Source organism: Paenibacillus piscarius (genome assembly GCF_022234545.1).
In the GTDB taxonomy this organism is placed as follows: Bacteria; Bacillota; Bacilli; order Paenibacillales; family Paenibacillaceae; genus Paenibacillus_AQ; species Paenibacillus_AQ piscarius.
The window spans coordinates 376340-390052 of record NZ_JAIEUI010000001.1 but is presented as its reverse complement, the minus strand read 5'-3'; the positions used below and the strand labels follow the sequence as shown (position 1 = coordinate 390052).

The 13713-nt window shown below is 55.9% G+C and carries 16 protein-coding genes; 1 reads left to right on the top strand and 15 read right to left on the bottom strand.

Translation table 11 applies throughout. The features are described from left to right. Positions 1–263: 263 nt before the first annotated feature. The 5 genes from K1558_RS01625 to K1558_RS01605 form a co-directional block, all read right to left on the bottom strand. Positions 264–827 (bottom strand): YfiT family bacillithiol transferase, encoded by a 564-nt coding sequence (locus K1558_RS01625; RefSeq protein ID WP_238649625.1) that lies wholly within the window; start codon positions 825–827, stop codon positions 264–266. A 17-nt stretch (positions 828–844) separates the two neighbouring features. Further along, on the bottom strand, positions 845–1555 hold the full coding sequence (locus K1558_RS01620; protein ID WP_238649624.1) for an HAD family hydrolase: 711 nt from the start codon (positions 1553–1555) through the stop codon (positions 845–847). Positions 1556–1594: 39 nt separating this feature from the next. Next, positions 1595–2335: a GTP pyrophosphokinase gene (locus K1558_RS01615; RefSeq protein ID WP_238649623.1), complete on the bottom strand. Its 741-nt coding sequence runs from the start codon at positions 2333–2335 to the stop codon at positions 1595–1597. A gap of 245 nt (positions 2336–2580) precedes the next feature. Further along, complete coding sequence (locus K1558_RS01610) at positions 2581–3615, bottom strand: HD-GYP domain-containing protein (RefSeq protein WP_238649622.1); 1035 nt, start codon at positions 3613–3615, stop codon at positions 2581–2583. Positions 3616–3769: 154 nt separating this feature from the next. Next, on the bottom strand, positions 3770–4231 hold the full coding sequence (locus tag K1558_RS01605) for a hypothetical protein (RefSeq protein ID WP_238649621.1): 462 nt from the start codon (positions 4229–4231) through the stop codon (positions 3770–3772). 77 nt (positions 4232–4308) lie between these two features. Here K1558_RS01605 and K1558_RS01600 point away from each other — a divergent pair, with 77 nt between their 5' ends. After that, positions 4309–4608 carry a Dabb family protein gene (locus K1558_RS01600; protein ID WP_238649620.1) on the top strand — a complete coding sequence of 100 codons (300 nt, stop codon included), beginning with the start codon at positions 4309–4311 and terminating at the stop codon, positions 4606–4608. Here K1558_RS01600 and lepB read toward each other — a convergent pair. From lepB to K1558_RS01550, 10 genes are all read right to left on the bottom strand, one after another. Further along, a complete protein-coding gene (gene lepB, locus K1558_RS01595) occupies positions 4605–5102 on the bottom strand; it encodes a signal peptidase I (protein WP_238649619.1) in 498 nt (165 codons plus the stop codon). The two genes, K1558_RS01600 and lepB, sit on opposite strands and share 4 nt — an antisense overlap. A 23-nt stretch (positions 5103–5125) precedes the next feature. Beyond that, the gene (locus K1558_RS01590) at positions 5126–5527 is read right to left on the bottom strand and encodes a DUF4265 domain-containing protein (protein WP_238649618.1); all 402 of its coding nucleotides are present in this window, start codon (positions 5525–5527) and stop codon (positions 5126–5128) included. 61 nt (positions 5528–5588) lie between these two features. After that, positions 5589–6461: an SDR family oxidoreductase gene (locus K1558_RS01585; RefSeq protein ID WP_238649617.1), complete on the bottom strand. Its 873-nt coding sequence runs from the start codon at positions 6459–6461 to the stop codon at positions 5589–5591. 15 nt (positions 6462–6476) lie between these two features. Beyond that, positions 6477–6851, bottom strand: coding sequence for a CDP-alcohol phosphatidyltransferase family protein (locus tag K1558_RS01580; protein WP_338019663.1), 375 nt, complete (start codon positions 6849–6851; stop codon positions 6477–6479). Between the two features lie 165 nt (positions 6852–7016). Beyond that, positions 7017–8162: a GNAT family N-acetyltransferase gene (locus K1558_RS01575; RefSeq protein WP_238649616.1), complete on the bottom strand. Its 1146-nt coding sequence runs from the start codon at positions 8160–8162 to the stop codon at positions 7017–7019. Further along, on the bottom strand, positions 8159–9475 hold the full coding sequence (locus tag K1558_RS01570; RefSeq protein ID WP_238649615.1) for a F390 synthetase-related protein: 1317 nt from the start codon (positions 9473–9475) through the stop codon (positions 8159–8161). The genes K1558_RS01575 and K1558_RS01570 overlap by 4 nt, the downstream gene beginning before the upstream one ends. Further along, complete coding sequence (locus K1558_RS01565; RefSeq protein WP_238649614.1) at positions 9472–10326, bottom strand: MBL fold metallo-hydrolase; 855 nt, start codon at positions 10324–10326, stop codon at positions 9472–9474. Before K1558_RS01565 ends, K1558_RS01570 begins: the two co-directional genes overlap by 4 nt. After that, positions 10323–11315 carry an NAD-dependent epimerase/dehydratase family protein gene (locus K1558_RS01560; protein WP_238649613.1) on the bottom strand — a complete coding sequence of 331 codons (993 nt, stop codon included), beginning with the start codon at positions 11313–11315 and terminating at the stop codon, positions 10323–10325. Before K1558_RS01560 ends, K1558_RS01565 begins: the two co-directional genes overlap by 4 nt. After that, a complete protein-coding gene (locus tag K1558_RS01555) occupies positions 11312–12490 on the bottom strand; it encodes an ATP-grasp domain-containing protein (RefSeq protein ID WP_238649612.1) in 1179 nt (392 codons plus the stop codon). Before K1558_RS01555 ends, K1558_RS01560 begins: the two co-directional genes overlap by 4 nt. Beyond that, positions 12480–13481, bottom strand: coding sequence for a beta-ketoacyl-ACP synthase III (locus K1558_RS01550; RefSeq protein WP_238649611.1), 1002 nt, complete (start codon positions 13479–13481; stop codon positions 12480–12482). Before K1558_RS01550 ends, K1558_RS01555 begins: the two co-directional genes overlap by 11 nt. Positions 13482–13713: the final 232 nt, after the last annotated feature.

Here is a 13713-nt window from a genome sequence, read left to right as displayed (position 1 = left end):
CTTCCTTTCCGTGAGAGGCCGTATTTTATCCTTCTGGGTTAAGATATGTATCCGCTCATGCCCAGGTGACGATGAAATGCAGCGCCGATGCCATATATTAAAACCCAGGTACTTTCGCGCCACATTCCGCCCTGCACGCCTCCACCACGCCAAATGTAATCGGTTTTTCGATTACATTCCGCCTTATCACTCGGTTGAGTTCAAAAGCCGCAAAAAAAGACGGCGGGCATTCCCCGTCCGTCTGTTCACCATGAAGCTATGAATTACCAGCCGCTGCGCCGGATCAAGGCTGTAATCTGCGCGATATGATGGCGGCTGTGCCAAATGTACCGCTCCACGGCGGTATCCAGCGTCATTGCCCCCAGTCCTCCGCTAACAAAGGTACGGTCATAATCCACAGGTGTCAGGGAGTGCAGCAGACGTGCGAACCGCCGGTTCAGCAGCTCCACCATTTCAAGCGAGGTGGCCGCCGGCTCTTCTGCATAATCGCTCTGCTCCGCCCAGAGGTCCTGCCTGTAGCTTGGTACCTGCGGCGCATCCTCGGTCAGCCCCCGCTTGAAGCGCAGGTAGCCATACATGCCGGTATCGGCGAGATGGTGCACCACCTGCTTCACGGTCCAGCCGCCCGGACGGTAAGGTGTCTCCAGTTGCTCCGCCGTCAGCGGCTCTACCGCTGCCCTTAACTGGGCCGCCAGCTGCTCGATGACCGCTATCGATTCTTCCCGCTCCTCGGACGTCGGCTTCACACCACTGGCCTGAAATCTGCCGACCGGGTATTTCAGCAGCTCCAGCTCCTGCTCTTCGGAATTGTGGTTCACTTCACTCATCTTTGCTCACGTCTCCTTTATGATTGATTGATGAATCCCGGACTGCTGGCGGCTGACAACAATTCATAGACTTCATCCAGCGTCTCCGCTGTGTAATCCGGCTTAATCTCATGGTCCCAATGATGTCCTTCCCTGTTAAGCCAACAGGACCGGATGCCTGCCCTGGCCGCACCCAGCACATCCGCAGCCGAATCTCCGATATGGAGAATCTGTCCCGGCTCCACCCCGTAATGGGCAATCACCTCAGTGAACATCCGGTTCCGGCTGTCATTCTTGTAGGACTGATAGGCCTCAGAGGTGAACAGAGTGATCGGGTAATTCTTGTAGAAGTCAGGAAGCATCAGCTCATCTGTATCACTGACAATGCAGACCTGATATTCCTCGCATATCCTCTCCAAGAAGGCTAATGTATCTGCATACATCTCAGACAGCCGGTGCTGGGCGAACAGATTCTCCACCGCCTGCGTGCTATCATAATCCAGGCCATATTTTTGTAATATGCTCTGAAATCCTATGTAATAAATCTCCCGGCTGCTGATAAAAGTACCGGCCTCCCGGGCAGCCGATGCTGCCGTATAGTAGCCCTTCAGCAATTGGCTGCCCAGCTCCAGCGACCGTGCTTCACTGAACTCCTGCTTCAGCAGCGGCTTCCAGACTTCAGCCCGTCTGCCCTGAATATTCACCAGAGTCTGGAACATGTCCAGACTAATGATTTTGAATGACTGCATAGCCCTATCCCCTTCTCCTATTCGCCGCCTCTGCCGCTGTTATTCCGTCAACAGCTTCACAAAATTAGCCGGCAGGCTGATCTGCTGGTTATTCAGAATAATCTGCCGCAGACCCGAAAGTGTGTCCTCTTCCTCCTGCGAGTCCTTGATCTCCTGAATCTCACGGTGCAGCCGCTCCATCTGCAGATCAAGCTCATACGCCTTGTCCGCTGCGTTCTTCAGTTCACGGGTCAGATGCTCGGGCACCGCCTGGCTGTATTTATAGAAAATTTTATGCTCCAGACTCGCCCAGAAATCCATAGCAATAGTACGGATCTGCACCTCAACACAGACATGCTCCTGGCAGTCTGACATGAAGACGGGAACCTCGACCAGCAGATGCAGGCTCTGGTAGCCGTTCGGCTTCGGGTTCTTGATATAATCCTTAATGGCCAGCACCTTGAGATCATCCTGCTTTTGGAGCATGGCACTAACTTGATAGATATCGGAAATAAACGAGCAAGTAATACGAAGCCCGGCAATGTCCTTAATACTGGAGCGGATCTGCGGGAGGGAGAGCTCGCTGTTTTTGCGCAGCATTTTATTCATAATACTCTCGGGGGACTTGAGGCGGGATTTGGTGTGCTCTATCGGGCTATAATCATGCAGGAGCTGGAATTCCTCTTTGAGGATATCAATCTTGGTCTCCATCTCCGCAAGGGCGAACTTGTAAATCATCATGAAGCGGGTAAGCTCGTGCTTGATCTGCTTCAATTTCTCCAGCTGGTTATCGGTATTCATCTGCATTTCTCCTTCTGCCATCTGCTATCTATCATTAATCATAGCCAATCTATCATGTGAATTCAAACTCTCCATCACACCTTTCCTGTTCGCGCAAAATAACCCCACAAAGTGAAGCTTTAGCGTAGGTGATGAATCAGATACTTTGCGGGGACCCCAAAACATATAGATTTATCGCAAAAAGACCAGACCATCCGCTGGGGACAGTCTGGCCGTTTCCGTACACTGCTTCTTTCGGCCATCTCTTAATTCAAAACCTCTTCAATAGACAAGCTGCGTTCGCGCGACAAATCCCTGAAGCCCTCGCCGACTTTGACGAGCGGCTTGAACAGATCCAGCGGATTGTTCATGATAATCTGGCCCACTTCGCCGTTACTCAGCTGGACATTCTTGCCCACGAAGCTTGGCAGCAGATGTCCGGTAAGCGCCTGAACCACCCGCTCGTTCAGCTTGCCGAACCCCATCTCATGCACCTTGCGCAGCACGGTGACCAGCCCTTGCTTGGGGCGGTTCGGGGTAGAAGTCGTAAGCGACATATAGATATTGGCGACCGAAACGATCTGCGCATAAGGATGAATATCCTGCTTGTGCAGCTGCTTCGGATACCCTGTGCCGTCCTCATATTCATGGTGCTGAAGGGCTACAAGTGCTGTAACCTCATCCAGCCCGGAGCCGCGGATCAGATCATAGCCGTAGGACGTGTGGCGTGCCAGCTCCTCCGTCTCGGCTTCCGTCAGCAGTCCCTGCTTGTTGAGAATGGACAGGGGCACGCGGCTTTTGCCGATGTCATGCAGGTAGCCCGCACGGCTGATCTGGTAACGCTCCTCCTTCGAGTAGCCCATCCACGCAGCAATATAATAGGATAATAAGCCCACCTGTAGAGAGTGGTGATATGTATCGATGTCATCCCGGTCCAGCAGAAGGAGCAGGGAGACGACGTCCTTTTGTCCGGCCAAGGTGTCCAGAAGCGGCTTCAGCGTGTCATCCACAGCAGACCGGGTGAAGCTGCCCTTCGTGAGCGCCTCCAGAAAAATAGCCTCATAATTCAGAATCGCCACGTCAAAATCATCATGCAGCCCGTGGCTAGGCTCCGGTTCAGCATCTGTATGCTGCCTGCTGCGCGGCTCGATATCCACGTAATCGATTTTGTGCCGGATCAGGATACTGATCTCTTCCCGCTGCACCTGTGTCCCCTTGGGGAGAACGTGCAGCCCTACACCGTTGAAAGTGTCTGCCATAAGACAATCGCCGTGCTTCAGATCTGTGACATGTACCTTCAAGTTTCAGCACCCCTTTAGTTTATAGGAATATTCCGTTATGCTCCACTTGATCATATTCAACAGACCCGCCAGGCCACAATCCGGTGAAAGTCACAAACTGCGTGCAATCTAGTTCCAGAGAATCCCTGCCTTAAGACGCCTTTCCAAATTCTGTTCAGAGCCATCTGACAAATTTCTTGTATTTTAGCGTGATCCCGTTCTCTTCCGCCCAGATTATCAGCCTCTTCATCGCCGCTGCCGGGTCTTCTGTGAACCTGAAGCTGAGAGGAACCGGGACAATCCGTTTGCCTGCTGGCAATATTCCTACTAATGGACCATCTATGCAAATGGCCTTGATCTCTGACGCAGAGATACGATTTTTGCGAATAATAAGCGAATCTGTCCCCCACTGAAGCTGATTTTCCTTCCGCAGCGCATTCACGAGGATTAAGAGGCAGGCTGCGATGCTGACTCCAATCCATACCAGCCTGAAGTAGTATAAATAGAAATGCCGATCCGGGCCGGGGATGGGGGACAATGAGAGGAAAATAAGCGGAATTAACATACCTATCAAGGCTTTGCCGGGCTTAGGAGTTTTGATCCGGTCGGTGATCGCTATAGAACTTCCGGTCATCATGTTTTCCTCCCGCCTTCCTATTTGTAGTATAATCGCTAATGCAACCTAACACTTTTTTAAGGAGGATCTGATCCAATATGTATGAGCATCTCGTCGTCTTCCGCTTCAATGAGCAATATGAACCAAGCCGGGAGCAGGATCTGGTACAAGCACTGCTGGCGCTGAAAAAGCAAATCCCTGGCATCATTGACCTTACAGCAGGCGTTAATGTGACCGAGGAGCAGGAGAATGTCCACGGCTATACGCTGGGGCTCCGCGTGACCTTTGAGAATCAGGAAGCCCTGCGTGCCTACGGGCCGCATCCGGCCCACCAGAAGTTCGTGTCCATGCTGGACGGAATCTTGGAGAACGTTGTGGTGGTAGACTACCCGCTTTAGAACAGCTGGTTCACATCGAATAGTACTTTGCCGATCAGCGCATTCTTATCTACGAATGGAGTCTCCCATAGGTGGCCGTCATAACTTACATTGCGGTTATCGCCCAGGAAAAAATAATGGTCTGCCGGAACGGTGACCGGCCCGAAGGTATAAGTCATCTTCTCCTGCAGGTACGGCTCAGCGACTGCTTCCTGGTTACGATACAGTGTACCGTCCTTGATCTCAATGACGTCTCCCGGCAGACCGATCAGCCGCTTGACATAACGCTTATGCGCATCTTCGGCAACCGGCGGATGGAACACCACGAGGTCTCCGTGCTTCAGCGAGGAGTTCCAGAGCATTTTGTCCACGACGAGACGGTCGTTCACTTCTATGGTCGGGACCATCGAATTCGTAGGCACCCGCATCGCTTCCGCCACGTAGGTTCGGATAAATAAAGACAGAATAATGCCTATGGCAATACTCGGCACCCACTGCTTCAAGAATTTTTTCATTTCCTTCACCTCAGATTCATATATTAGCCTTCAAAATGCTCAATAATCCGCGCCATCTCCAGCTCCACATTCACCGACGAGTACTTCGGCAGATGAATTACCAGCAGTCCGCCGAAGATCTGCTCCCATCTGCCGCCATGCTCTGTAACCCGCTTCGTGAAGCTGCGGATCTCTTCGGAAGCCGCCGCCTCTTTGCTGAGCAGCCAGGCATACCGGACGAGCCCGGATTTTTTCACCGTTTCAACGTAATAAGCAATCCCCTCACGCTCGCTCACTCTGATAATGTCACCAAGCGCTATTCCGGGGTTAAAAATCGGCGTCTCCTCGATCCGGTAGGTGTCCTTGGCGACCCGGGTCACATCGAGCACCTCAATCTCCCGGCCTTGTTCATCGAAACATATATGTAATCCAACCGTTCCCGGCAAAAGCATACCTCCTGTTCATGTCTTGTCTCTAATTCTGGCGCAATACCGGACAGCACTACGCTCACTTCATTGCCCGCAGTGATCTTGAGATAATGCCCTCCAGCACCTTCCAGGGAAGCAGGGCCTTGCCGATCATCAGCATCCGCGAGCCTTTGCCTACTGGATACCGCAGCCTTGGAGCCCGCTTCGCGGTAATCCGCCCAATCAGATCAGCCACCTGCTGCGGATCGGGGGCCGTCTCAGCCGAGCGGCGCGAATAGCGCAGCACCTCTTCCAGCCTGGCCCGGTAGGGAGACCCTTCAGGGTTATGGATACCGGCAATGCCCTTGCTCCAGATCGGCGTGCGGAAGGAGCCCGGTTCAACGATCACTACCCGCACACCATATGACAGCATCTCCTGGCGCAGACTCTCGCTGAAGCCCTCCACCGCGAACTTGGAGGCAGCATAGGGAGCATACCCGGGGAAGCCGGTCAGGCCGCTGACACTGCTCACATTAATAATTAGACCGCTTCTCTGTGCCCGCATGACAGGAAGCACAGCCTTCGTGACGGCAATCAGGCCGAAGAAGTTGGTCTCCATCTGCCGGCGCCAGGCCTCCATGTCCACTTCCTCCACGAAGCCGCCTACGGCCAAGCCGGCGTTGTTCACCAGCACATCAATCCTGCCGGTAAGCTCAAGAGTCGCTTGAACGGCCGCTGCGACTGAGGCTTCATCTGTGACATCCAGGGCCAGCAGGTGCATACGCTCCAGCACACCAGCCTGTTCAGCCTGCTGAATAAGTTCATCCCTGCGCTCCAGATCACGCATCGTCGCAACGATCTTATAGCCTAGCCGTGCCAATGTAAGTGCGGTCAACAGCCCGAAGCCGCTGGAGGTACCGGTGATAAGTGCGACTGGCTCATGTCCCTTGGGCTGGCTTGAATTAGAGTTCATGGCGCACCTCCTTCTTTAACGGTGTGACGAATGATCATCCAAATGCAGCAGCTTATAATTATTCTTAATGTAATTGTAGCCTGAGTATACAGTTAGAACTAACGCAGCATACATCAGAGTTAAGTCAACCGGGAAAGAAGTGAACAGGCTGAAAGGGGCATTATTCAAAAGAATAGCAGAGATAGCAACCACTTGCAGCACCATTTTCCACTTTCCGTACCGGTCGGCTGCCAAAGCTAGCCTTTGCGCAGAAGCAGCCATACGGACACCCATCATGATCACTTCCCTCGCCAATATCAAAAAAGCAATCCAGGACGGGATCATCTGCAGACTCACCATCAGAATCAACGCGGCGGCAACAAGCAGCTTGTCTGCCAAGGGGTCCAGCAATTTCCCTGCCCCTCCAGATACGCAAGGATTGAGGAATGGCTGACCCACGCTTCCGGATAAATGGGAAACAGCGCAATGAACAAAGGAATCAGTATTATCCTGAACAAAGTGATACGGTTAGCTACATTCATTTTCCGCCTCCTCACTAACTTTTATTGCACCAGCCTACAGCTTCAGCTTCTGAATCAGCGGCATCCCGATGCGCCGGAGCAACAGCTCCAGGAAGGACCAGCCGCAGCGGTTCAGCAGAGAAGTCCCCCGGTCATACACCGCCGAAAATTCGGTCGCGCCCGCTGCCCCCCGGTTCCGCTTGAATTGACCGACCCCGGAGCTCTCATGCAGCAGAAGCCCTCTGCTTCCGGCCAGCCCGATCAGGACAGCGGACAGCATCCGGTACAGTCCTACAGACTGCGGCAATCCTGTGTCATACCCGAACAGAGGCGCTGTCATTGCCCCTTCCCGCTCATAGAAGCCAAGCACCGCATCCAGCCTCCCCTCCTTACGCAATCCATACACCTGTAAGGTTCCCTGAGTCAGGGCAAGCGCAATGAAGGCTTCAGTAAACTGCGGATTATGAGCAGAATATTTATCGATGTACAGCAGCTTGTACAGCTCCACGATCCGGGGGATATCCTCCGGGGTAATCGCATCCGGGCTCACCTCGGTGTAGCCATGCTTCGCTATTAGACCCATGTCACGCTTGAGCAGCCATCTGGCTTTCGAGCCGGAGCTGTTCGGCTTCAGCAGGTAGATCTGCCGGCTGGGAACGGGCTTACAGCCGTAGCTGATCAGGCGGTCCATCAGCTCTCCCGATGTCTCGCGGCTTAGGGAACGGCAGATCAGGGTATACCCGGGATACGTCCGCCGAAGGAAATCCATAATTACCGTCAACTGCTCGCCGCTTAAGGGAGGATAGAGATTGGTGGACAGCAGCCAGTTGTTGACCTGAACCACCCGGTTGAACTGTCCACGCCTCAAGAGCCGGCCTACTCCTCTCAGCAGAAGCGATAATCCGCCTTCTATCAGCCGGTTATTCAGCAGGGCCAGTTCTTCGCTCGCATAGCTGACATAGTGGGTGTAGGGTGAGCACACATAGGAATTGTCGTATTCCGTGTCGTTGATGGTAATGGGAACCGGCACCCCGTCAATGGTTAATACCTTAACAGTAGTACTCACATTGGCTATAAAAGGTTGCGACCCGCGCTCCATCAAAGGTGTAAGATACTCCCGGGCATATCGCCCATATGGGGTATCCGGCCATTTCAGCCGGGCGAGGGAATCACGGTCATACTGTGCTACTCTGCTGTTCATAGCTTCCAGCCCCTCTCTACCCGGCGCAGCTTCCGGCTGCCCGGCACGAAGCTGTACGCGGTGAAGCTTAACTGCGGGGGTGTACAGGACAGCCTGGTGAACAATCGCTCCAGTTCCCTGGTTATCTGCTGCTCCGTAACATTGTCAGTGCCGGTCCGGGTGCAGTAGGAGATCTCCAGCTCCTCCGGGCTATGCTGGATGGCCCTGTAGTGCTCAATGTCAGCGGAAGCCGCCAGCACTGCCCGGGTAATAAAATCGGGAAATACCGGGATCCGCGTGCCGTCTGCCGTGTGGGGCAGATACAGAATGTCATCGCAGCGGCCTTCGATCCGTTCAATGGCGGTAAACAGCGAACCGCACGGACACGGCTCCGCCGCTTCTGTCAGAATATCATTCAGCCGGTAGCGGATGATCGGCTGCACCGTTCTGGAGAAGTCGGTTATAACCGGTACAAACCGGCGCGATGCTTCATCCAGCGGCTCTTTGTCAATATGTACAATGTCTTCATTCAGATGCAGCGTCCCATGGCTGCAGGTCGCACCGAGGAAGCCCTCTGTGCACTGATAGGCCTGGTGCACCTTCTGCCCGAAGGTCTGCTCAATCTGCTGCCGGTCGAGCGGGTCCAGTACCTCTGCGACCGCTATCATTCTGCGGGGCCGCAGATTCAGCGTGCCTGATTGATGCGCCTCAGCGAGCATTCGCAGCATGGACGGCGGGGCAATCCAGATATCCGGCTGATACTCATTCATGCGGGCCAGCAGCTGCGGAAGCGGCTCCAGCAGATCGAAATACCGGAATTGCAGCCGTCCCTGCTTCACCGATTCATACAGATTACTGTTGGCCCGCAGGAAGAAGGCGATTCTCGCCCGCTGCCACAGTCCGCCCGGGAGGAGCTTTGCCAGCACAGTCCCCGTCCAGGCTGCCTGCTCTTCTTCTCCGACCAGAAATATCCCCCGGTTACCGGAGGTTCCCGAAGACAACCCGACAGTGACACCATGCAGCGTGGGCTTGAAGTTCCTGCTGTTCTCTGCTGCATAAGCCTCGGCGAAGGCCTGCTCCTTCGTAATGCCTGCCGTATTGAGCTGATCAAAATTCTCCATCATCCGGGACTTATCTATGATGGGGAAGCTTCGCCAGTCCCGGGACGGAATCTCTCCCCACAGCTCCCTGTAAAATTCCGACCGCTGCCGTACCTTATCTATGTGCCCTCGGATGCGCTTCTCCTGCCACTGCTCCAGTGCAGCCCGGTTCTTCCAGCGCCTGCCCCACCGGGTGAGCACATAATGGGTAATAATCTGCCGGATCCGCCTCATTTCACACGCCCCGTCCCCCAGTGCGCCAGTGCCTCCCGGCAATGGCTGGGCACAATCCGCAATGCCGGATGCTGTTCATGAATCCGGCGCAGCCGCTCGAAATTAAGCCGGTATTCTGCACGGCTGGACATAATGATCCCCGCCGCCGGATGCGGCCTGCGGTTCTCCCGGAACGCCCGGCTGGACCAGACCGTATCGGCGCAGAGCAGGTAATCATGCTCTGTGGTAGACACGAATAGTCCGATCATACCGGCGGCATGACCCGACAGCTCTACCGCCAGCAGACTGCCGTCCCCCAGCAGATCATATGCCTCCGTGAACGGCAGCCCTTCCGGAAGCGGACGCTTGGGTGAAGCTTCATCCACAGGCAGGGAGCGGCGGGTGAAATCCCCTGGTAGCAGGCCCGGCAGGAAGCCAGCCTTCGTGGCCCGGACTGGTCCCAGTCCGCTCACAGCATCATAGGACTTCTGCAGATAAATGAACTGTGCCTGCGGGAAATCCCGCACCCCGCCGATATGGTCGGCATGGAAGTGCGACAGCACCACGTAACGGACCTCCTCCGGGGCAATGCCGCCCTCCCGGAGCCGCCGCACTGCGCTCTCTTCCTCCTTGAACACCACCGGGGTAATCCTGCGGTAGAGCGAGGCCGGCAGGCTGGCGGTCTCCTCGAAGAAGCGTGCGCTGTAGCCGGTATCGAACAGGATCGGCCCGTGCTCCGGGTGCCGGATCAGGGCATAGCCTGCGGGGAAGGCCACCGGCTTCAGCGAGCCTCCCCGCAGCGTCAGACGCTCGGGATGCAGGCAATACCCTGCTGAGAGGATGGATAACTCTACCGGAATCTCTGTAATCATTGCTGTTCCCTCCACCATTCTGCGAAGGCGCGGAGCCCTTCGTCTGTTGTTACCCGCGGTTGATAGCCTAGCTGCTCCCGGGCAAGCGAGATGTCCAGCGTCTGGGATACGCCGAGCGCAGCCGCCGAATAGCGGGTGAGCAGCGGCTCGCCCAGGACCGGCAGCATCCGGTGGATGCCTTCCATCACCGCTGCCAGCGCATCGGCTGCCGCATAGGGCAGGTTTCGGGTGCGCAGCGGAAGCTCCAGCAGGGAGAACAGCCGTGTGACCAGTTCCTTGAACATAAGCGGCTCCCCGTTGGTGATATTGTAAGCTCTCCCTGCCGCTGTGAGCGGAGCCTCCCAGCAGAGCAGCATGGCATCTATTACATTGTCTACACAGGTAAGGTCAATGATGGCTCTGCCGCCGTTCATCAGCGGCACTCCCTTGCTATCATTGGCTGCCAGCAGCCGGGGGAATAAGGCATTGTCCAGCGGGCCGAAGATCGCCCGGGGACGGAGCATGAAGGCGGTAAGTCCTTCTTGTGCGGCCTCCCCAACCACCCGCTCAGCAATGAGCTTCGTTGCCGCATACGCATTGGCGGGCCGGCCGGGAAGCGGGTCAGTCTCCCGGATGGCGAAGCGTTCCTTGCGGGTGGAATACAGGCTGGGCGTGGAGATATGAATCAGCCGCCCCACGCCGTGCTGCCTGCACCCTTCCACAAGATGCCTCGTAGCGTCCACGTTGGATGTGTAGAAGTCCCTGTATTCCCCCCATGGTGATGACAAGGCTGCGCAGTGGAACACCACATCCATTCCCCGACAGAAGCTCCTTGCCTGTTCAGGATTACGAAGATCGCCGGGGAGGAATACGGAGCCTTCCTGCTCCAGCTGCCGACCCGCCTCTGCATTGCGGCCCTGCGCATAGACCTCCCACCCCATCCGGGCCAGCCTCCGCGCGGTATGACGTCCAAGAAATCCGGTCGCGCCGGTTACCAGTGCTCTGGTCATGCTTCACCATTCCATTCTATATCTTCAGTCAGCGCTTCTGTAAGCGAAATACGGTGCTTCCTTGCCGTCCTGATCGCGGCGTACACCACCAGCAACTGTTCCAGAACAGGAAGAAGGTCACCCTTGCGCCAGATCACATCTGCAGCGCCAAGCCAGGCCTGCCCCCAGTCGCGCCGGCCGCCTTGTCCCGGCTTCAGCCCGCAGCCCAGCATGGGCAGGGTCAGCATGGCTGTACGGGACGAACGCGGACGCACCAGCTCTCCGCTCTGAGCAAGCCGGCCGGGACTCAGCAGAGCATCCGTCAGCCCGTCCTCCGGGCTGAACAGATGAATACCGCTGGTCGCGCGCGGATTGCATTCGATGGGGTACAGCGTACCGTTATCTGCCTCAATGAAATCGAAGCTGATCTGCCCGCTGAAGCCGGAAGCCCCGCTGAACCGCCGGACCCATTCCAGAGCCTCCGGATGCTCAAGCGGCGCAAAATATACGCTTGCCCCGCTGCGGCCGGTCCGGTACCTGCTGCCGTAAGCTGCATGGGCCACCACTGTACCTTCATACACAACGCTATAGGTACACAGGGCTGTGCCACGGATATATTCCTGGGACACCCAGGGGGAAGCGGCTGATATCCCCGCAGGTGGAGTAGCCGCCATCCCCGGCAGTATGACCTGGGAGGCAAACCGTGAGTAAGCAGGCTTATAGACCTGCTGCCTGCCGTCCGCTGCTGCCCGCTCCACCGCACGCTGCCACTCGCTGGCGCTGCTTAACAGCTCTGTATCCGGGACAGCCAGTCCGAAGGAGCGGGCCATGGCAATGAATTCTCCCTTATGGTGCAGCCCTGCCAGCACGCGGCGCTCCGGTGCCAGTACCCGGCAGCCGGTGAATTGATCAAGTCCCGCAGCAATATAGAAGATTTCCTCGCAGGTTGGAACCAGGAGGTCAATCCCAAGTTCTGCTGCAAGTGCCGCCAGCCGCTGAACGTAAGCCTGTGGCTGATGCCGCGGCGAAGGCACCCGGAAGCTGGCCGTAACAGCGGAGGATACCCGGCAGAGATGATACACGGCGCTCTCGGCGGCGTAGACGCGGTGGCCTGCAGCCTTGAACAGCCGGGCCAGCTCCAGCGCCACCGGGGCACGTCCCCCGGTAATCAGAATGTTCCGGGGCTCAGTAATCAATAATCATGCCTCCCAGAGACAATCCGGCCGCTGTACCGATCAGCATGATCCGGTCCCCGCGCGTGATCCGGCCCTGCCGGATGGCTTCATGCAGGCCCATCGGTATCGATGCCGCAATGGTATTGCCATGGCCGGCGGTATTGTCGAGGAACCGGTCCTCGGCAATACCCAGCTTTTTGCGCAGAAGCCGCATGGCCATGGCACTTCCCTGATGGGGGATTACCAGTGTGAAATCATCCATCCGGTTCCCTGTTGCGCTCAGCATTTGATCGATGAAATCCGGCAGCAGCTTGGAGGCTTTGCGGAAGATCGCCTGTCCGTCCATATGGAACAGATAAGGCAGCGCGTTCTCTGCCGTATACTTCTGGGGATGCAGTCTGGTTCCGCCCCCGGCAATCTCCGAGTAACGCGCTCCGCTGCTGTAGGTTTTGAGGGAAGCGTGGAGGATGCGTGAAGAAGCTCCCTCCTCCGCAGGGCCGATCACCACAGCAGCCGCCCCGTCTCCGAACAGCGCCGAGCTCTCTTTGTCCTTCCAGTTGAGCCCCACCGAAGCAATCTCCGTGGCGACCAGCAGGACATTCTTATATCTTCCCGCTTCCACCATGTAAGACATGAGATCAAGCCCGACAAGGAAACTGAGGCAAGTCGCATCCACATCAAAAGCCGGAACTCCCGAGTCCGCCTGTCCCATAGCCTGCTGAATGAAGACAGCGGTGCTTGGAAGCGGCTGCTCCTTGGTCCCGCTGGTGCAGACCAGACAATCGATATCCTCAAAGCTTAAGCCGGCATCAGCAAGCGCTGCTTCCGCCGCCCTTGCACCCATGATAGATGCGGTCTCCCCTTCGCCGGCATAATGACGGGTGCCCACACCGGTTATTTTCTGAACCCAGCCCGGCGGCGTGCCAAGAATTCCATCAAGCTCTGTATCGCTAACTATACGCTCCGGCAAGTATTTGCCTGTCCCTTTGATTCTCACATGTCTAAGCTGCATCTGGCATCCCCTATCCTTATGAGTTACTGGATGTCGAATCTTATACAATACTGTAAACCATAGACTTATTCTACTAGATTTATAGACCAAATCCAAAGAAACATAACACAAACCTGCGGCTGTTTGATGTGGTCGGTTTTTCGATTACATTTGGTCCATACGCCTCCGTAGCTGCCGATGTGGCCGGTTTTTCGATTACATTTGATTTATACGCCTCCGTAGCTGCCAATGT